The sequence below is a fragment of the Dyella marensis genome, assembly GCF_900112865.1.
Taxonomy (GTDB): Bacteria; Pseudomonadota; Gammaproteobacteria; order Xanthomonadales; family Rhodanobacteraceae; genus Dyella_D; species Dyella_D marensis_A.
In genome coordinates, this window is sequence record NZ_FONH01000011.1 from 28,636 (window position 1) to 48,324 (window position 19,689).

The 19,689-nt window shown below is 61.5% G+C and carries 20 protein-coding genes; 5 read left to right on the top strand and 15 right to left on the bottom strand.

The genetic code is table 11. The annotated features are described in order from the left end of the window. Nucleotides 1-112 precede the first annotated feature (112 nt). The gene (locus BM172_RS14425) at nt 113-727 is read right to left on the bottom strand and encodes a hypothetical protein (protein WP_155964703.1); all 615 of its coding nucleotides are present in this window, start codon (nt 725-727) and stop codon (nt 113-115) included. A 742-nt stretch (nt 728-1,469) separates the two neighbouring features. Here BM172_RS14425 and BM172_RS14430 point away from each other — a divergent pair. Beyond that, complete coding sequence (locus BM172_RS14430) at nt 1,470-1,790, top strand: hypothetical protein (RefSeq protein ID WP_026635014.1); 321 nt, start codon at nt 1,470-1,472, stop codon at nt 1,788-1,790. Between the two features lie 103 nt (nt 1,791-1,893). Here the strand turns inward: BM172_RS14430 and BM172_RS14435 are convergent, their stop codons facing one another. The 11 genes from BM172_RS14435 to BM172_RS14485 form a co-directional block, all read right to left on the bottom strand. Then, entirely contained in the window at nt 1,894-2,568 is a 675-nt protein-coding gene (locus BM172_RS14435; RefSeq protein WP_143096528.1) for a hypothetical protein, read from the bottom strand. A gap of 704 nt (nt 2,569-3,272) precedes the next feature. Then, nucleotides 3,273-3,674, bottom strand: coding sequence for an energy transducer TonB (locus tag BM172_RS14445; RefSeq protein ID WP_143096530.1), 402 nt, complete (start codon nt 3,672-3,674; stop codon nt 3,273-3,275). 110 nt (nt 3,675-3,784) lie between these two features. Further along, nucleotides 3,785-4,192: an energy transducer TonB gene (locus BM172_RS14450; protein ID WP_026635018.1), complete on the bottom strand. Its 408-nt coding sequence runs from the start codon at nt 4,190-4,192 to the stop codon at nt 3,785-3,787. 55 nt (nt 4,193-4,247) lie between these two features. After that, the gene (locus BM172_RS14455; protein WP_026635019.1) at nt 4,248-4,709 is read right to left on the bottom strand and encodes a hypothetical protein; all 462 of its coding nucleotides are present in this window, start codon (nt 4,707-4,709) and stop codon (nt 4,248-4,250) included. Between the two features lie 12 nt (nt 4,710-4,721). Further along, the gene (locus tag BM172_RS14460) at nt 4,722-5,186 is read right to left on the bottom strand and encodes a hypothetical protein (protein WP_026635020.1); all 465 of its coding nucleotides are present in this window, start codon (nt 5,184-5,186) and stop codon (nt 4,722-4,724) included. A gap of 34 nt (nt 5,187-5,220) precedes the next feature. Beyond that, entirely contained in the window at nt 5,221-5,865 is a 645-nt protein-coding gene (locus BM172_RS14465; protein WP_143096531.1) for an ankyrin repeat domain-containing protein, read from the bottom strand. 153 nt (nt 5,866-6,018) lie between these two features. Further along, nucleotides 6,019-6,534: a hypothetical protein gene (locus tag BM172_RS22235; RefSeq protein WP_143096532.1), complete on the bottom strand. Its 516-nt coding sequence runs from the start codon at nt 6,532-6,534 to the stop codon at nt 6,019-6,021. A 10-nt stretch (nt 6,535-6,544) separates the two neighbouring features. Beyond that, nucleotides 6,545-7,474, bottom strand: coding sequence for an RHS repeat domain-containing protein (locus BM172_RS14470; RefSeq protein WP_081805147.1), 930 nt, complete (start codon nt 7,472-7,474; stop codon nt 6,545-6,547). A gap of 36 nt (nt 7,475-7,510) precedes the next feature. Then, nucleotides 7,511-13,411: a hypothetical protein gene (locus tag BM172_RS14475; RefSeq protein WP_026635023.1), complete on the bottom strand. Its 5,901-nt coding sequence runs from the start codon at nt 13,409-13,411 to the stop codon at nt 7,511-7,513. 296 nt (nt 13,412-13,707) lie between these two features. Further along, nucleotides 13,708-14,136: a tetratricopeptide repeat protein gene (locus BM172_RS14480; protein WP_026635024.1), complete on the bottom strand. Its 429-nt coding sequence runs from the start codon at nt 14,134-14,136 to the stop codon at nt 13,708-13,710. Between the two features lie 4 nt (nt 14,137-14,140). After that, on the bottom strand, nt 14,141-15,010 hold the full coding sequence (locus tag BM172_RS14485; protein WP_231504189.1) for an RHS repeat domain-containing protein: 870 nt from the start codon (nt 15,008-15,010) through the stop codon (nt 14,141-14,143). A 307-nt stretch (nt 15,011-15,317) separates the two neighbouring features. Here BM172_RS14485 and BM172_RS14490 point away from each other — a divergent pair, with 307 nt between their 5' ends. Genes BM172_RS14490 through BM172_RS14500 form a run of 3 tightly spaced genes read left to right on the top strand, consistent with a single transcriptional unit; the run spans nt 15,318 to nt 17,238 of the window. Then, complete coding sequence (locus BM172_RS14490) at nt 15,318-15,959, top strand: TMEM175 family protein (protein ID WP_051548599.1); 642 nt, start codon at nt 15,318-15,320, stop codon at nt 15,957-15,959. A gap of 18 nt (nt 15,960-15,977) precedes the next feature. Next, nucleotides 15,978-16,637: a Pr6Pr family membrane protein gene (locus tag BM172_RS14495; RefSeq protein ID WP_026635025.1), complete on the top strand. Its 660-nt coding sequence runs from the start codon at nt 15,978-15,980 to the stop codon at nt 16,635-16,637. A gap of 58 nt (nt 16,638-16,695) precedes the next feature. Then, entirely contained in the window at nt 16,696-17,238 is a 543-nt protein-coding gene (locus tag BM172_RS14500; protein ID WP_026635026.1) for an NMCC_0638 family (lipo)protein, read from the top strand. Nucleotides 17,239-17,243: 5 nt separating this feature from the next. Here BM172_RS14500 and BM172_RS14505 read toward each other — a convergent pair whose 3' ends face one another. Beyond that, nucleotides 17,244-17,930, bottom strand: a complete 687-nt coding sequence (locus tag BM172_RS14505) for a glutathione S-transferase family protein (RefSeq protein ID WP_026635027.1) — start codon at nt 17,928-17,930, stop codon at nt 17,244-17,246. Between the two features lie 164 nt (nt 17,931-18,094). Between BM172_RS14505 and BM172_RS14510 the strand changes: the two genes are divergently transcribed. Continuing rightward, nucleotides 18,095-18,352, top strand: coding sequence for a type II toxin-antitoxin system HicB family antitoxin (locus BM172_RS14510; RefSeq protein WP_143096533.1), 258 nt, complete (start codon nt 18,095-18,097; stop codon nt 18,350-18,352). A 20-nt stretch (nt 18,353-18,372) separates the two neighbouring features. Here BM172_RS14510 and BM172_RS14515 read toward each other — a convergent pair whose 3' ends face one another. Together BM172_RS14515 and BM172_RS14520 are read right to left on the bottom strand one after the other, a co-directional pair. Continuing rightward, nucleotides 18,373-18,669 carry a cupin domain-containing protein gene (locus tag BM172_RS14515; RefSeq protein WP_026635028.1) on the bottom strand — a complete coding sequence of 99 codons (297 nt, stop codon included), beginning with the start codon at nt 18,667-18,669 and terminating at the stop codon, nt 18,373-18,375. A gap of 7 nt (nt 18,670-18,676) precedes the next feature. After that, nucleotides 18,677-19,606: a DMT family transporter gene (locus tag BM172_RS14520; RefSeq protein ID WP_026635029.1), complete on the bottom strand. Its 930-nt coding sequence runs from the start codon at nt 19,604-19,606 to the stop codon at nt 18,677-18,679. Between the last annotated feature and the right edge of the window lie 83 nt (nt 19,607-19,689).

Consider the following 19,689-nt stretch of genomic DNA (forward strand, 5'->3'; position numbering starts at 1 on the left):
GCAGCGAGCGCGACGGAGCGCACATCGGCGCGCGCTTCCCGCTTGAAACACCCCGGACCTATCCAGCCGCCACGGCCTTGCACCTTCCGATGCAAGACTGCGAAAGAACGCGTTACGAGCTGGCAGGCACCACGAGCACGCCGCGCACCTCGCGCCGCATCGCCAGCAGCGCCGCCGCCCACAGCCCCACGCAAGCCGCGAGCGCGGCAAACGCATTGCCCACCGGCTGCGCCATGTACATGCCCAGGATCGAGGTTACGATCAGCGCCACGCCCAGCACATAGAACTGCCAGAACGGGATCCCATACGCCATCGGCAGGAAATGCAGACCGACCACCAGCGCGACCGCGGCAAGCTTCAGTTCCGGATGGCCCAGGTTATTGGCCACGTTGATCGCGATCAGGATGCCGACGCCCTCGCCGATGCTGGCCCACCGCACGACCTTCTGCGCCCGCTCGGTAAGCTGATGCACCTGCCTTTCGCTGGAAACCGCGCGATGCACGCGCCGCGCATACAGCGCGAACGCCGCGAACACGACCACCGGTATCACGAGATACGGACTGCGCGCGCCCTCCAGCTGGACGATGCTGGCGATGGCGAAAAACGTGCCGAAGAAACTCATGATCATCGCACCCCAAAATCCCATGCCGCTTTCCCCTTCCTGGTGGTGTTCGATCGAACGATGAGCCGCCATCGCCTCTGTGCGGAGCCGCTCTGGCCCGCACATGCGATGGTTGCTTTGCAGTTGTCCCCTTGGTCTCCGGCCCCTGCAGCCGTGGGGCCGCGGCGGGGTGGAGGTGTGCAACTTCACCATGGCGTGGTGGCGGCCCACAAGTCCGGTGCGCTGGTGATAGTGCGTATATGACCATGCCGGCGGGAACCTCACCCATAGCCGGCGTCATCGCGACGATATGACATGCGTCAGGAGCAGCCATGCATGCCAACCCGAAGATGCAGGCGTTGTCCTACAGACAGCCAGAATTCGTTTTGATAGCTTGGTTGGCGTTGCTCGCGGTGTGTTTCGAATGCGCGTCGCGAGCAGCCATGGCAGCAATGCTGTGAGAGCGCGGGCCAAGGGTGCTTGGAACACCCCTGACCCGCTAACCATCACCAACTGTCTAAGGAGTTGATCATGGCTATGCCAGATCATACGGCACTTCCTCGCTCGCCGATCCCCACGGCGACACCCCCACCGACCATCCGGGCCGTCCGACGACACCGCGGACACGGTTGAAGAACCGCGGTTTAAGGGTTTTCCGTAGGAAATTTTCCGAGCCGTCCTACCCGGCATGTCGCCGTGTGCGATGGGGAAATCCCTGATCCCGCCACCCACTTCCTCAATCAAGCCGCCCGGCGCCCAGTCTTTGGGCCACCGGTGAACCCTCGAGTCCGTGTGATCGCGGCACGCCGTGCTGTTGGCGGCGTGCCGTTTACGGAGCGAGGTTGCGGTGCTTAGCAAGGAGTTGCTTATGAACAACGCTTTCGGCGAACCCTGGATCATCCGCCACACCAACTACTTCTCCGACCCTGGCGCGGGTCCGGATGAGTTGCTCAACGACGCCACCGAATGGCTGCATTACGCCTACAACTCGCTGAAGCTGCTCGCCGAGCTGGTGGACGAGCGCGGCAGCATCGATGTCCATCGCCTGCCGATCATGCTGGAAGGCATTGCGGCGTTCGTCGACATGGGCACGCGCTGTGCGACGCAAGCCCATATGCGGATGCAGTGGCAGCAAGTGCGCGCTGCAACGGGACATCGAGCGGCGGACGCGGCTCCGACCGAGCCATAACCCATCACCACCCGCTACCTGCCCCCTCTCCCCTCCGGGGAGAGGGTTGGGGCGAGGGGCCGGGCGGAGCGCAACGCCGAGGCTCATACGGCACCGCAGCGATCTATATTCGAGCGGCTCGGACTCTGGAAATGTCGAGCCGCTTCAACTCCGCCGCTGTCAATCGCGGAAGGATTTTTCCATACAGTTCCACCACCTCCGAGTACTCCTTCCGCTTGAAAGCCGACTCGGCCATGGGACGCACCTGTTCCGCGAGCACATCTAGCGCGTATTCATATGACCAGGTATGTTTTTTCTCGTCGAGAAGAGCAAAGAACTCGGCCTCGCCACGGAGAGCTCTTGGCGCGAATGTCTTGACCATTGCGCTTAACTGCTCAAGTCCCTCCCGCACCCCTTCCAAGGTGGTGGCCGCATACTTGCGATATGCATTCGCCGCAATGGGATCGGATACCCGCATGATTGTCTGTAGCGAATATCTCTCTCCACCAAACGAGATTTCAAAACCCAACTCGAACGATTTCCTGCCGTGATAGACATCGACTTCCATGCCGCTTTTCCGGTATCGAACGAGCGTGGCGTCAACCTGAAGCCGCTTAAAACCGAACCCCCCGAGGAAATCGAACGACTTCGTTGCTTCGTTCGCAAAGTTGAGATCAATGGAAACCCGAACCACTTCGCCACTGGCCCGCTTAACCATCATTTCAGAGCCACCCATCAGTAGGTTTTTGCGTACGTTTTCACCGTCATTCCGGCGCAGGCCGGAATCCAGTAGCGACACGACTCAGCTGTGCCGCACCCCATCCATCGCTTATTTCCTGGACCGTACGAGCAAAGACGGGACGCCTGAGCGATAGTGCCAAAACCGAGCACTTCGGTCACTGGATTCCGGCCTACGCCGGAATGACGGCAGCTTTCGATCGTCAGCTTGACTCGTCACCCTATCTATTTCAGCTCGAATTTATTGCATTCAAGCATCAAGACGAAAGGCTCGCTTCTATAGTCTCCGGGCGCGAATTCATGGCGAGTCAGCACCTCCACAGCAGCCAGACCAACGCCATCACCGACGCGGATGCATCTCGCTACTTGTCCAGCTTCCCCAAGACCTTCAAGAGATACATCGACATAAAAGTGACGACGCCCGAAAGAAAGAAAACGTAGAGAAGTATGCGAATGAGACGGTAGTCGAGGTACTGCAATAACACGAGACACAATGCCGATAGCAGCAGCAAGGCAACGAACAGTCGGAGCAATCTCGAGAATTTCATGGTTAGAAGCGCCCTAGCCGTTCGCTCTACAGCTCCGCGTGCTCGAGCCGCGGATCAAGCAGCTAAAAATCGATGCACTTCCTGACTTGGCCAAAATTCACAACCTCAAACGAGATGGTTTGAAATCCTATTTCGATGGTCCGCACAACTGAAGGGAAATGAATGATGCACCGCCGTGTGTCGCCATCGTCGGCAAACTCTATCCAACCGGGATTACCTACTTGAGTTCGAATCTATTGTATTTAAGCATCAGAACGAAAAGCTTGTTCCCATAGTCTCCCGGCGTGAATTCATAACCCTTGAGTGCCTCCATCGCCGCTCGGCCAATACCTTGAGATGGGTGATACGAAGCGACCCTTACATCGTACGCACCGCCTGAGCCATCGATATGAAATGAAACTATCGCGCAGGCACGAGATTCAAAGCGGCCAAACATCTGCGACGGCACGCTGAATTTGCCCCGCCTCGCAATCAGACCATCCGCATGCGAGGGCATCGATTCATACCTGTGCTCCATCTCCGCACATGAGCCGGCATAAGCATCGGTGACGAACCCGAGCAATAGCGGCAGCAGCAGCAAGAGCGGACTCTTCATGCGCATCTTGATCGACTTGCTCATCTGCGCCCTCTCGAACTTGGGCACGGAAAGACACCAACCGGCGAAGTCAAAGCACTTGGACACAGCAAGGCTGAATTGACCTCATCCCGGTCCATAGAACTTTTTCCTGTTCAATGCGAAGGCCGAGATGACGGCATGGCAATTCCCGTCCCACGGAAATAGTCGGGCGACATTTTGTTCGCAACACCCTGGATGACCAGGCTGTAGGTTCGAAAGCTTCCCAGGAATTCCTGCCGGAAGCGGTACTGCCTGACCACGCGCATCGCAGCCATGGCGAAGGCCATGTCTCCGGACGATTCGGCAACGGCCAAGTCGATCGGTTCGCCACGTGCGTTGATGGAAAACGTGACCCGCGCGCACTCCCATGTCCCCTGCGGAGTGGGCATCTCCCCGATCACCGGCTCCATCGGTACATGGGATATCACCAGCGATTCCGTCCGATGCAGCAAGGCCTGCTGGGCGGTGGCGCCGCAGTCGGTGGCGTCCGTCGTGGTGGCGACGATGAGTGCGACTCCCATCAATAGTCGGCGGCGCCAATCTATTCCCCTGGTCGTTACGCTGGCCATAGCTAATCTAAGGCACGCAAACCTTCAATCGATTCGAGGTCACTTTCTTGTCATATCCATGGAAATCCCCAGCCCTCGAATCGAAGTAAGTAACGTCGATTGAGTAACAACCACCCGACATTCCATACATGGCCTGGAGTAAATCCGCATCAAAGAGGCCGCCAAAGTACTGTCCAGGAAGCAAGCTGACGTACGACTTCTCGGTGGCCATGCTAGCGTTGACGTCTCCTCGCATGCCAAGTTCCTCGGTTCGCTTGAAGACCCTGAACTGCAACTGCCCGATCACGGGAGCCATCGACATATCGTGATTGATCCTCACTATATCGTGTGAGGTATTGACGATCTCCACTGCGTAATGGGCGCCATGCCGACGAAGATGGATGGCGATGTCACTTGCCGAAGCAAGCCCGGCGGACGTCAACAAGGCAACGAACAGTGCGGCCCGGCCTCGGAGCGTTCGCATTCTCATGGCGGCCACCGCCTATGCCCCGACATACGCATGCCTGTCGTCCGACCAACGCAGGACCGTGCATGAAGGTGTGCACAAGCGCAGCGCCTCGCGCCCTCTGTCATCGAACGACATTGCCGGCGGCGTTCGCGATCCGCGGTCCAGGACTTTATGGACGCCCGCCTCGTCCAGGCGATAGACGACGATGCGATAAGCGCTGCCAGTGAGCCACACGCTCACGACCCGGTCGGCGCCGTCTTTGGGCTGCATGAGGTAAAGCGGCCTGTCGATAAAGTCCTCGCGATAAGCTGACCGGCCGGCGCAGCTCAGCTCGCACGTCACCTCAAGGCGCCTAACAGCCTGGTCGCCGTTACGCAGAACATCGAACCGATATTGCTGTTCTCCCACCCATGCGGTGGATCGAAACTCGACGCCGGACGCGTGCACGCAAGCCATCATTGGCAACAGCGCCATCAGCCACCTGATCCAGCGATTCATGGATCTATCCCGTCCTTTCCTGGAAGCTTCGCTGTCATTTAGCCATGACCGACTTCCAGGATTTCTCAGCCGCCTTGCACTGCTGCGAAAGACTCCCTTCATTCGGCTTGATACTCATCACGGCTGAGTAGAGCTCCCGAGCTCCCCACCTGTCGCCCAGTCCCAAGACCTTCTTCTTTTCCGAGTCATCAGGGACATAGCCCGACAGCATGAGCAGCACAGCCGCGTCGAAGTGGCGACCGCTTAGCGCCATCACCAAGTTGCCCACTCGATCATTCTTCAACGACACGTTGACCCCGTAGTCCAGCATCAAACACATTGAAGATACGTCGCCTTGTTTCGCGGCCTCCGCATAGGGGTACCACCCACCCTTGATTGGCTCATTCGGAGAAACCCCGGATGCGAGCAGCAATTGAGTTATCTCAAGCCGTCCCTGCTGCACGGACAAATTCAGTGCGTAAGGCCCCTCATTGCGAACCACAGCCGCGTCCCTGAGCATCAGAACGATCACGTCCGCGTACCCCATCGACACCGCTCTGGACAGAGGGCCTTGGAGCGGATCATCAGCCCCCTTCGCCAAAAGAAGATCGTTCTTTGTGATTGCATCTTCTGAGTATCTGAACCGCGCATGCAGCTCTTCACTGCGCGCGATATCGGGCTGAAGCAGAAGCGCGGCCACGGCAAACCGACACGCATACCGTAAAGCAGTCACTGAGTCTTCCTTAGCGTCTCTGAAAGCGCAGCTTGCCAGGCACCCCTGCCCCCTTGGACGCAGAGGAGAGGCACGATACCGACGTGGTAAACAGATTAACTGAGTTCCTCTGGGAAAGAGCTATTCACTCAACTGTATGTGCCGATAGCTTTTTGCCGAAAAATAGTAAAGAACTGACCCAGATTCGATGGCCTCATACATGATCGAGTCTAACTTTGTCTTAAGCTTCTTGCCTTGGATATCCGAATTGACACCAGGATCAATCTTCCAAATTACGGAAAGATAAGAAACTGTCGATGGCCCGTCGAGAATGATCACATTTCTTTTGGCATCAGCGACCTTTGGACTATAGACGACCAAAATCTGCTTTAAATCGCCCTCTTTTCTATAGAGCGTCACGGCATATGATTTTTCTCCCTTTCGTTCAAAGTTGCCCTCCGCCACACCTGGACAGTCCGCGCCAGGGCGCTCACGCAAAAGGCTTTGATCATCTTCTCGAAGATCTTGTAGCTCGACGAGCTTCCATCCGGGAAACCTGGTGGCTAACGCTGACCCCACATTGTCTGGAAGACAGGGGCTGGCTCTGACAGCTGCAATCGATGAACAGAGAAGAAGCATGAAAATGACTGCCTTCATTGTCGTGTCCTCAATGATTGGCTTCTGGAGGAGGCAAATCGCCTCGACCGCCATTAATTCCGGGCCCCAATTGAATATGGTCATGGGGGGCGGTGGCATGAGCAGATGGATGATCCCTCTCGTTCTGGCCATAACCAGCCCCGCAGTTAGAAGCACACTGCAAGACCTGCTGCTCATGGCCGGGAGTCACCCTAAGGTCCGCCGCTTCACTTCTTCCGTGCGCGCTATTGCTGGGATGCTGTGGTATAGGCTCGTTCGTTGACGTCACGGTTATTCGCTCGCCCGGGCATTGTTGCTGAACGCAGTTCAGAAGTTCCGCGAGCCGTCCAGTAGCTTGCGGAATCTTTGGCTTGTACTGCAATACTTGTTGTTGAGGTTGCTGTTGAGGTGGAGGGGGTTGTGGCGGTTGTTGGGGCGGCTGGGGCGGCTGGGGCGGAGGTGGTTGCGGAGGAGGAGGCGGCTGTCCTTGCTGCTCCTGTTGGTCGGCCTCTCTCCCATCCGGATCAATGAACATCAGCGGATTGTTATTCGCGTAACTGAATCTATTGAATGAGATCTGATTGCCAGATGTAGGATGAACAGGGTCGATGCTCAAAAACCTCATGCTTAGCGGATCGTAGTACCGAGCTTGCATGTACACGAGGCCGATGTCGGAATCATTGACATGGCCTGTGTACCCGGGTCCATCTGGCGAGTTACCTAGAGAAAGCGAACCATAAGGACGATAGTCGAATATCGCTTCGATAGTCCCATTCGCGTCGACTTCAGCCAGCGGCGTCCCTTGAGGATCGGTATAAATGTAGGTCACCGTTCCGGCGCTGGATACGCCACAGCCGCCAGCCAGAAGAACGACCATGATGAGAAGACTTCCGGGTTCAATCCCTCTCATTATCGTAGAGGTAAGCCTTAGATGGCCTGCTCGATAAAGCTTGTTCTTCATCGTTTTCGTCCTTGCATTCAATTGAGAGTGAACGGTTCAGTTGGAATCGATCGCGATGCTCAACCCCCCACTCCACGCCGAACACCCCGACGCATTGCAAGCCCTCACCTGCACCGTCACCGTTCCATTGACCCCGATATCCGTCGCACTCGCCTGCGTCGCCGTGCCGGTGTACGGCATGGTCACCGTGCTGTCGGGTAGCGTCTGCTGCATGTTGTAGCTGGTCGCGCCGCTCACCGCGGTCCACGCGACGGTGTACGAACCCTTGGTCGAATTCACCGTGACGGTATGCAGCCCCGTCGGTACTGCCGGGATCAGCGCGACGCTGACATTGGATACGCCGCTCCACGGCCCGCAACCTCCCGCATTGCACGCCTGCGCCATGTAGCCGTAGGTGCCGTTGCCCCTGCCGGACGCACCCCAACTGGTGGAGCTGTTGGCTTGCACCAGCGTCCAGCCGCCGCCGTTCAACTGTTCCTCCAGGTTGTAGGAGGTCGCTCCGCTGACCGCCGACCAACTCACCGTGTAGCTCCCGGAACTGTTGCTCGCGGGCACGCTGAGGGTTGGAGCGCTGCCTGGCGGAATCGTCACGGTGACCAGGGAGCTGTTATTGACTGCGCCGTTCCAGCCACTCGCGTTGTAGGCGGCGACGAAGAACTGATAGCCGCCGGAGGTAGTCGCCGTCACGGTGACGCTCGTGGCGGAAACGCTGGCCACCAGCGTCCAGCCGGCATTGTTGATGTTCTGGTAGAGGTCATAACGGGTCGCCGTCGGGCTGGCATTCCAGCTGACCGGAATGGGACCGTTGCTGGTCGCCGGCACGGTGATCCCCGTCGGCGTGGGTGGCGGCAGCAGCACCGTGGTCGTGCCCGTGCTGCTCCAGCCTGCGCAGCCACCCACATTGCAGGCCTGCACCCGATAGTTGTAGTTGCCATTGCTGCGGCCACTCGTCGGCCAGCTGGTGTTGCCATTGGCTTGCACCTGGGCCCAGGTACTTCCGCCGTCGACGCTCTCCTGCAAGGTATAGCTGGTGGCCGTACTCACCGCGGTCCAGCTGATGGTGAAGCTGCCGTTGGTGCTGTTGGCTGGTGCCGTGAGAGTCGGCGCCCCTGTCGGCGGGTGCGTCACCACCAGCGCATTGCCGCCCGCCTGCCATGGACTGCAGTTGTAGGCATTGCAGGCTTCCACCCGATACGTGTAGCTGCCATTGGCCAGGCCGCTGAGCGGCGCGCTGAGTGCCGCACCGTCATACACCTGCGTCCAGTTGGTGCCGCCATCGCTGCTCTGCTGCAAGGTGTAGTGCGTCACCTGTGCGACCGAGGCCCAGCTCACTGTCGCCGTGCCATCCGCGCTTGCGGCCGGCACGGTGACGCTGGCCGGCGCCGGCGGGACCACGCCGTACGTGGTGTCCACGGTCACGGCCGACGAGGTCGCCCAGCCGCGTGTGCCATAGGCGTTGCTGGCCTGGACCTGATAGGTATAGCTGCCGCTGCTGGTTCCCGGACGGCTGATCGAGGTGGCCGTAGTACCCGACGCGATGGTGGTCCATGCGCCGTTATTCACCGCCTCCTGCACGTCATAGCTCGTCGCCGAAACAGTGGCGCTCCAGCTCACCGAGTAATTGCCGTTGGTGGTGCCGGTAGGCACCGTGATGACCGGCTGCACCGGCGTGACGCCCAAGGCGGAGGAGACGGTCCAGGTGGTGCAGCCGGCCGAAGCACAGGCCTGCACTTCATACGTGTAGCTGCCGCCACTCTTGTTGATCAACGCAAGGCTGTTGGTGGTCAGCGTACCGCCGCCGGCCTGGGCCCAGGTCACGCCGCCATCGGTGCTCTCATTGAGGTTGTAACCGGTGGCGCCCGCCACGGCGGTCCAGCTCACCGTGTAGTTGCCATTGTTGGGGTTGGCGCTGAAGCTGATGCTGGCCGGCGCGGACAGCTGCAGCGATTCGTTGCGTGCGATCAGCTTCTTGCCCAGGTAGATGTAGTTGGTGGCCTTGGATGCGCTGGCGTCGAACGCGTACACCAGCTGGCCGGCCTGGGTATAGAAGTAGTACGTCGCGCCGGCGCCGCTGGAAGGCGCCTTCATCACGCGGCGGCCCGAGGCATCGTAGGCGTAGCTGTCGTAACCCTGCGCGCTGGTCAGCTGGTTCTTCTGGTCGAAGTTCAGCGTGGTGCCATTGCGGTTGTTGACGTTGCCGCGGCTGTCGTAGCCGAGCGTGACGACATTGCTGGCACCCTGGGTGATGCTGGCCAGGCGATTGGTCGCGTCGTAGTTGTAAGTGAAGGCCTGGCCGCCGCTGACTCGGCTGCGGATGTTGTTGAGCGGGTCGTAGCTGTAGGTTTCCGTACCCCACAGATTGTTGGCCTGCGCCTGCGTCAGGCGGTTGAGCGTGTCGTAACCGAAGCTCTTGGTGCGCGTGCCGCTGGTCAGATCGGTAATGGTGGAGATGTTGCCGTTCTTGTCGTAGGCGTAATCCTCGCTGAGCTTCAGCGTGCCGCCATTGCCGTAGGTGAAGTTGCTGAGCAGCTGCCGAACGTTCTTCTGCGCCGCGTACGAGTCGCCGCTGCCATAGGTAAAGGACGCGAGATCCCCATCGGGGTAGTAGGCAACGCCCGTGGCATAGCTGCCGACCTGCGTCGCGCGCCCGAGTGCATCCGGCGCGTAGCCCACCGCCTCGCCATTCGGATACTGGATCGTGCTCACCGAGCCATAGGCGTCATGGGCATAACCCATGCGCCACTGACTCTGGCCGCTGACCTGCAGCGATTCGCCGGTGAGCTGGCCAAGCTTGTTGCGGTACGCCGTCCAGTAAGTCAGCCCAGAAGTGGCCGTGGCGACGTTGCCGAGCGCGTCGTAGGCATAAGTGGTGCTCTGCGTGCCGGACGGCGGAACCAAAGTCAGCACGCGATTCATCGCGTCATAGGTACGCCCGGCCTGCGTCGCCGCGGGCACTTGTTCCTGCCCGCAACCGGTGCCGGTGATCGACATCCCCGACGCCGTCCACGCCACGTTGTTGGCCGCATCGTAGGCTGTCACCTCGCTGCCGCTCTCCGGTTCGGTAGTGCGGCACAAGCGGTGGTAATTGTCGTAGGTCAGCGTCTTGGATACGTTGTCGCTCTCGGTGCCGTAATTGCCCGACTGGGTGATCGTGAGCGGATTGCCATAGAGATCGCGCGCCACGGCCTGGCTGATGCCCTCCGGCGCCTGCACCTGGATGACCGCGTCATAACCGGGCTGGTCGAACACCTGGTAGCTGGTCGTGGTGACGTAGCCCTTCGGGTCGGTGACCTGCTTGCGCGCGCCGGACAGATACGCCGTCGCGGTGGTCAGCGTGCCCAGTTCGGAAGGCTGCTGGGTCTGCGTGAGCCGTCCCAGGGCATCGTAGACACTGGAAACGCCGCTGCCGATCGAACCGAGATCCGGTGCGCCGCTCACCGGATAGGACGCGAACGTCTTCTGTCCCTTCCAGTCGTAATCGGTGCGCGTGCTGATGTCGGAGTTTGCGGTGCCGCTGATGGAGGCATCGCTCAGGATCGGGTGCAGCATCACGTCGAAATACGTCGTGGTGACGGCATTGCCCTTGGTAGTGATACGGCGCCAATGGCCGCCGCCGATGCCGCGTTCGGCGCCAGTCACATAGGCATAGCTGAAGCTCTTCGGGTACCAGGCCACCTCGTCGCCGGTGGGATAGGTGATTCCCGTGATGCGCCCGATGCTGTCGTAGCTGTAGCTGGTGGTGCTTCCGGCCTGGTCGGTGATTGAAGATATCTGACCGAAGTCATCCACCGCGAGACTTTGCGAGGTGTTGTCGGGATAGCCAATGGTCTGCGGGATGCCACGCTTGTAATTGCTCAGCGTGGTGGTGTGGCTATTGGGATCGGTGAAGCTGGCGAGTTGGCCCTGGCCGTCGAACGCATAGGTCATCAGCGTCTGCCCGAATCTCGAGCGCGACTGCAAGGTGACATTGCTCAGGTCGTAGGTGTTGATGCTTTCGGTTTCGCCGGTCGTGAGGTTGTCGGTCTCCTGCGGAAGACCCAGCACCCAATGCGGCAGGTCGTTGAGGTAGCTGGTCTGCTCCTCGATCGCCGCCTGGCCGGCAATGCTGTTGTAGCGCTTGGTCTTGGTGACCTGCGTGTACGCGTTGAAAGCCTCCGCCAGCCAGACATAGGTATCGCCATCCTGCTGCAGCGTCTGCTGGCTGACCGGAATCAGTTCGCCAAGCTGCGCATCGTTGACCACGACCTGCGTGGACGAGCCGAGCATCGCCGGCCACGGCCCGCCCGTGGGGTTGGCATAGGCCGTGACGGCCGAGCGCAACAGCGTTCCGCCGACGGCGCCGGTGTAGTAGTCGGTCTGCTGCAGCAGGCTTTCGGTAGCGTCGTAGCGGTTGCTGAAGGTGTACCGCGTGCCGTTGCCCGAAGGGTCGACCACGTCCGTGGTGACGGTTGACGTACAGCCCGCCGAGCAGTCCTTGTTCCAGCTCTCGTTCGGCGCCGAATAGCTGTAGTTCCAGGTCTGGTTCGCCATGCCGGCGCCGGAGAACATCTTCTGCTGGATGGCCGATTCGGCATACACGCGTGGACGCCGGCCCGGCGTAGTGCCGTTGCAGACCTCCGGCACGTACGAGCGCCCCCTGACGATGGTCTTGATGGAGAACGTGCCCACCAGGCCGGACGGATGCGTCAGCGTCGCCGACCCGCTCAATCCGCTGTTGGGATAGAGGGTGTAGGAGCACGTATCCGCGCCGCCATAGTCGATGACCATGTCCGGCTCCGCCGCCGGCAACCCGCCCATGTTGAACGACCACGAGCTTCCGTCGGGCAGTTGCACGCCGGTCAGGCGCGGGATGGTGGGATCGCTGCTGTAGCTGTAGTTCCAGGTGCGGGGCGCGCCACTGGACGGCTGCAAGGTGATCGAGCTGATACGGAACGAGGTATAGGTGGTCGCCGGCGAGGCCGGGCCCGGATCGCTGGCCGGTGCCTGCCACTGCACGTAATTGAGCGTGACCTGGCGGCCGTCGTCGGCCTGGATCGAGGTCAGGTTGCCGTTGCTGTCATAGCTGTAGTTGACCGTATTGCCGAAGCGGTCCTGCACCTTCGACACCATCAGCATCAGCGTGCGGCGCTTCAAGGCGCCGCCAGGCTGGCCGAGCACCATGTCCGTGCTCTTGTAGATCAGCCAGTCCATCCAGTACCTGGTGCCGTCCGGGGCTACCGCCAGATAGCCTTCGCCCGGCTGCCCGTTGGCGGTCTGCGCGAGGCAGCCGATCGACCAATGCTGCCTGGTCACGATCGGGAACGACATCGCACCGCCACCCGGCGCCGTCATCTGGGGCGCCAGCGTGTTCGACGCATCGCGCCACAGCAGATCCTGCTTGCCGCCGCCGGGAATCACCAGTTGGTAGCCGTGCCACCAGTCCTCGGGGTTGTAGGTCACCACCGAGCCGGGAACCGACACGTACATGGTCGGACCAGCCGCCAGCTCGCTGCAGCGCTGGGTACCGTAGAAATCGTCGATATCGAACCAGGTGTAGCTCGTCACGCCATTGACGACGTTCTTGGTCGGCGCGGACAGCGTTTCGATGTGCGGGATTTCCAGCGCCCAATCCACGAAGGCGTTGGCGTGGTAATCGTGGAAGGCGGCATTGACGCCGACATTGGGAATGCCGAACGACCTGACGATGTCGATCGACGGACCGGTGCCGCTGGTGCTGACGTCCTTCTCTTCGAACGACAACGCTCCGTTGTACAGGCCGATCTGCTCGCCGAACGGATTCTCGCCCAGCGGCTGGATGTCTTCGCTAACCCGGATGCGTTTCTTGTATTCGTTCTCGGGCGTCACGTTGGCCGCCTGCGACCAAGCGTGGGAGGCCACCAGCAATGCGATCCACACGAACACCCACTGGCCTACCCAGCGCCTGCTTCCGAGCTTCATCCGCTTCCCCTGTGAGGTGCGCACGACGCGGCTCGGCCGTCCCAAAGTCGAACGTCCAGGCACCGCCCGGACCAGACCGCCACTCCATGAACGCGCGCTTGCGACCGATCATCAACCCTGTGTTTCCCCTTGCCCACGCGTTGCGCGCAGGTGCTGGAGAAGCTATCGGCTCGGGAGACTTCATGCAACGCGCAAGTTATTGCCTTATATGCCATTTCTTGCGGCGACGCTGATCCGTCCATCTTTACTTAGCGAACGATTCGCTCCAACCATATCCGCAAGCACATGAAGCTCACTCAGCTCAAGCGCGTAGCTCTAACGAACTCCTTTGAAATGGCGCGCAAATTGAGCTCGCTCCCGTACCAGCAGAAGATTCTTTCCACCGATGCAGCAGACTCTTCGTCACCAAGCAGGAAAGCCCTCAAATAATATTTGGCAGCATGACTCAGGTTTTTCTTTACACCCTCGCCCTGCTCATAGCAGATGGCCAGATCGAAGCAGGCATAGGCCACGTCGGCGTCCGCGGCCAACCGCAAAAGCCTTGCCGCCTCCCTGAGGTTCTTTTTCAGAAAAAATCCATGTAGACGCCAGGTACCCAACGCATAGATCGAAAACGCATCGCCATCGTCGGCTGCCGCAGCCAGCAGCGCGTGCGCCTTCGCTACATCGCCACCACGCTGCATCAGCTTCAGAGCGGTTTTATATCTCTGGTCGCGCCCTTTCATTAAATCACTTAGGGACTTCGGGTTTCGGGGGCCAGGGACCTCTATGGTTTGGCGGCCGCTTGTTCGACGGCCGTCTGCTGGAGTCGCCTTTTTCGTTGCCCGCATCCTGCTTTCTCCGTGAATTGCCTTTTTCATGGCGGCCTTTCGAACTGGGTCGAGCATTCTTCGTATGCTCCGCTGCCTGCTGTGTTGTCGCCGTTTGCTGTACAGCTTGAACGGTCTTGACCGCTATAGCCGTCGCGGTCGTGGCCGCCAGCGCGGTACACGTCGTGTTTGCCGCGCATTGCGCGGCCGTTTCCGCCAACGCTCCGGTGCCCAGGGTAGCACCGCTCGCGGTCGCGCCCGCAGTTACCGTGGCGCTGCTCGCAGCGGCGCCTTCCGCAGCAACAGCAACGGTTCCTTCCGCTGCGACAACTTCGCCCGCTTCCATACTGGCAATGAGGTATTCGATCCCTTCGAAAGCCAGAATGGCTTCACCGATGCAGAAGTCCTCGATGCAGCGCCCGGACGGATCGGTGTGCGACAAAGGAGCGTTCTGGGCATAAACATATCGATTGTGGCCATGTATCTCGCCGGGCCTCACCGGATCCGGATCTATGCTCAGGAAGCGCCCCACCACAGGATCGTAATAGCGAGCCTGCATATAGATGAGGTTGGTATCAGGGTCATTCACATGCCCCGTATATCCAGGGCCACTTTGAGCGGTGCCTAATATCTGAGAACCATAAGGACGGTAGTCGTAGCTGCCGATGATCTTGCCGGTGCTATCGGTCTCCAGCAGAGGTGTTCCCTGTGGGTCCGTGTATATGTAAGTCACGTCGCCTGCATTGACCGATGTGCAGATCAGCAGGATCAGCATGACGAAGCTCTTCATCTTCACCAGCACTCTCCCTGGCTGATTGGCGACCGGCGCCAAAATCCGCTCCACGCTAGGCAACAAACGACCCCGCTTGCCTGATCATCGAAGCACATGGCGCATCCCTGTTCCCCTGGGCTCGCACCTGGCGTACCGCCCATCGCAAGCTAACAACTCAGGAGCACCCCAAGCAATGCGCAAGTTATTGCTGTGAAACGCAAAATATCTCACCCCAAGTCCAGTTCCCCCTCGTCGCCAATTTCCCCACTGGACAAGCCTTTACGCCTCCCGCAGCATCCCGCCCGATCCAGGGGAGCCCCACCGCATGAGCACCAGCGCCAACACCTCGCAACTCGAACGCCTCACCTTCTTCTCCGACGCCGTCTTCGCCATCGCGATCACCCTGCTGATCATTGAGGTGCATGTGCCGCATGTCAGCGGTGTCGATGACGCCTTGTACTGGCAGGCGCTGGCCGAGTTGCGTTCCAGCCTGTTCGGCTTCGCCCTGAGTTTTCTGGTGATCGGCATGCTGTGGATGGCGCATCACCGCGTGTTCGGCATGCTGAACGACTACAGCCCCAAGCTGATGTGGCCGAACCTGCTGTTGCTGATGACGGTGGCGTTCATGCCGTTCGCCACGGCATTGATGAGTTCCAATCCGTTGGCGCGAGTGCCGGAGCTGTTCTATTCGGGGACCCTGCTGGTGGCGGGGTTGCTGCAGAACCGGCTGTTTGCGATCGCCCTGCGCGCGCCCTATGTGCGCGTTGACGTGCCACCGGAAGAAATCACGGCGGCGCGCTGGCGCTCGTGGGGTTTGCCCACGGCCGCCACGCTGTCGCTGGTCGCCGCCTGGTTCGCGCCCGGCTGGAACGATTTTCTGTTGATCGGCATTCCGTTCCTGGTGCGGCTGTATGCTGCCGCGGGCCGGCGCCACGCGCTTCGCGAGCAGGTGGCCGCCGGCGCCTGATCGCAACCCGGAGTGGGCATGTCCACACGCTTTCGCCTGTTCGCCGCCGCGGCCGCTGCGCTGGGGTGGTTCGCGCTGATCCTGCAATGGCTGCTGTCGATCCAGCTCACCATGGAGAAAGGCGAGGGCGCGCTGGCCGGTACGTGGATCTACTTCGGCTTCTACACGATCCTGACCAATATCCTGGTCGCGCTGGCTTTCACCGCCGGCGCGATCGGCCCGCGCGGCATGGTCACCCGCTTCTTCAATCGCCCCGGCACCTGCACGGCGGTGGCGATGAGCATCGTGGTGGTGAGCGCGGTCTACAACGTGATGCTGCGGCAGCTGTGGCACCCGCAAGGCTGGCAGCTGTTTGCCGACGCCACGCTGCATGACGCGATGCCGCTGGCGTTCCTGGCGTACTGGTGGATCGCGGTGCCGAAGGCGTCGCTGGCCTGGCGGCAGATTCCGGCCTGGCTCGGCTATCCGGCCGCCTACTTCGCCTATGCGCTGGCGCGCGGTGCGCTCAACGGCTGGTATCCCTACCCCTTCCTCGACGTGACCAATCTCGGCTACGTGCAGGTGGTGATCAACGCATTGCTGGTGCTGTTGTTCTTCATCGCCGTGGCGGTGGCGCTGATGGGCCTGGCGCGCTGGCAGGCGCGGCGTGCGGCGCAGGCGTCCACCCAGCCGGCCTGACGCTTCCGTCACGCACTTGCGGCAGAATGCGCGCACGCGCCAACCACCCCGGACCGCCATGCGTATCCTGCCGATCGGCCTTGCCCTGCTGCTCGCCGCCGCGCACGCCCTTGCCCAGGACGGCGATGCCGCGGCGTTCTTCGTCAAGCTGTACGCGGAAAAGTGCATGAAGCACTACGCCAAGCCCGACGCACTGAAAGCGGAATTCGAAGCGGCGAAGACACCTGAGCTGCCGGCCGCCACCGCCGGATTCTTCCTCGGCGGCGCACCGGGCAAAGCTTGGCCGCAGAAAGGGCCGGGCGAGGGGCGTTTCGTGGTGTCGCTGCGCGACGACGGCATCTGCGCGGTGTTTGCGCAGCACGCCGACGATGTGAGCGTGGAAAAGCACTTCAAGGACCTGGTATCCACCAGCCCGCCGCCGCTTACTGCCGCCGCGGACAAGGACGAGCATGGGATGTCGCCGACCGGCCCGATCCACACGCTGAGCTACACCTGGTCGCGCCCCGGCGACGACAGCGAGTTGCTGTTCACCCTCACCACCGCCGTGTCGCCGGATGCGCCCGTGCAGGCGATGGCCTCGCTGGGGCGCACCAAGAAGTAAGCGACTCAACCGGCGGCGCGCAGATCTTCCAGCCACTCGCCGGCGAGGTGGGTGTGATCCTCGTGGTCGGTATCGCGCCAGGGTTCTTGCAACGCTTCTTCGTACCAGCGACGACAGGAAGGCAGTGCGCGCAGGCGTGCCGCATAGGCAGCGGACGTGGCTTGCACCGGGAGATCGTAAGTCTGGATGCGATAGACCACCGGCGCGTAGAACGCATCGACCGCGGTGAAATGCGCGCCAGCGAGAAACGGACCGCCAAAGCGCTGCAGCCCCTCCCCCCACAACTCGTCGAGCCGCGCCAGGTCCGCCTTCAGCGCCTCCGGCTGATGGAACAGCCGCACGCGGATGCCGCAGCTCATCGAGGCGTGCTCGCGCAGCGCACCGAAGCCCGAGTGCATCTCCGCCGCGGCGCAGCGCGCCCAGGCACGCGCCGCAGGGTCTTCCGGCCACACGCCTGGATGCCGCTCCGCCAGGTATTCGGCGATGCCCAGGGAATCCCACACCACCGTGTCGCCATCGTGCAGGCACGGCACCTTGCCGTTCGGCGCGAAGCGGCGGAAGTTCGCCCAGTTATGGTTGCCTTCGAAGGGCACCATCACTTCGTCGAAGGGAATGCCCAGCTCGTGCAGCAACACCCAGGGCCGCATCGACCAGGATGAGTAGTTCTTGTTGGCGATGTAGAGGGTGTACATGCCGGCCTCTCTCCGTGCGGTGTGGAAATTGACGGCTAAGCGTAAGCCGACGCGGGGCTGGAATGCAGCCGTAAAAATCCACGCACTAATTCAGGGATGTCTGACAGACATCCCTGGCGGCGCTCCACTATGTTCCCGGTCCGTCCACATACACCGGAGCAACCGTGCGGTACGCAATCAAGCTCGCCCTTGCCGATGGTGCGTACATCGCTACATGCCGCGACCTGCCGGCGTTCAATAGCGTTGGAAATTCACCGGAAGAAGCGTTACGCGAATCGGTGGATGCCCTGGTCCTGTCGCTATGGGGATATATCGACGAGGGCCGCCCGATCCCTGAGCCCTCGGCGAAGCAAGGGGACGAACGCTGGGTGAGCGTCCCATCGGGCGACATGGCAGAGATCGGCTTGCGTCAAGCCAAGTAACACCGCCTTCGTCCAAACGGTCAGGTATCGAGAATCACCAACGTACCCCGGCTCCCCGCCGCCACCGCATGCGGCACGCCCGCCGGCACCACATAAAGCTCGCCAGCGCCAACCCGCACGACTTCGCCGCCGATCTCCAGCAGCATCTCCCCGTCGAGCACCAGCAAGCCTTCCGGGTAATCGTGGCACTCGTCCGGATATGCCGCCTCGTCCATCCGCAGCACTTTGAGTCTGGCATCGCCGAAGCGCGCCAGCACCTGCGACGTCCACGCCTGCGGCAAGGCACCGGCGGCCTTGGCCAGGTCGATCAGCGCCATGCGCGCCTCAGCACTGCTTGGCCGGGGTCGCCGCGATCGATGCGGTGTTTGCCGGCGCGGCCGGGCGCTTGCGCGCATTGGCCAGGATCACGCCGCCGACAGTGACCGCGCCGCCCACCACGGTGAGCAGGGCCGGACGCTCGCCGAGCCAGACCCAGCCGATCAGCACGGCGATCGGCGGCGAGAAGTAGATGAAGCTGCTCACCTGCGAGGCGGAGGCGCGCTGCAGCGCCGCGTTCCACGCGATATAGCCGATGAAGGTGGGCGCGATGCCCAGCCACAGCAGCGAGCCGATATGCGCCATCGGCGCGTGGGCCAGCGCCTGCGGCAGGCCCAGGCCGAACGGCAGCGCGGCCAGCGCGCCGGCGAAGAAGGTGAAGCCGGTGACGCCGAGCATGCTGTTGCGCGCGAACAGCGGCTTCTGGCCGACGAACAGCACCGCCGAACAGACCACGCTTACCAGCACCAGCGCGGCCATCGGCTCGAACTTCACGCCCTTGCCGCTGGCCAGCACCACGACCACCACGCCGAGCAAGGCGATGCCGAGGCCGGTCAGCGTGCGCGCGGACAAGCGCTCGCGCAGCCACACCGCGGACAGCGCCGCGGTGGCGGCGGGAATCAGCGAGATGATGATCGCCGCGGTACCGCTGGCCACGCGTGTTTCGGCAGTGTTGAGGCACAGGTGATAGGCGGTCAGGCCCAGCACGCCGAGCACGGCCAGCTGCGGCCAGTCCTTGCGCGCCGGCAGCGGCACCCGCTTGACCAGCAGCAGCACGGCGAAGCAAAGCGCGCCAATGCCTAAGCGCGCGAAGGCCACTTCGCCCGGGGTGAACGAGCCCAGTGCGTGGGCGATCGCGGCATAGGCCGAGGACCAGGTAAGCAGGGCGATGCCGATATAGATCAAGGCGCGCCCGTCGAGGCGTTCCGGGGTGCTCATGGGGGTGATTCCTGGGGCGGAAACAGAGAGAAATCGTAGATCGGAGCCGGTCACCCCGGAATGATGAATCAGCGTAGGATGGG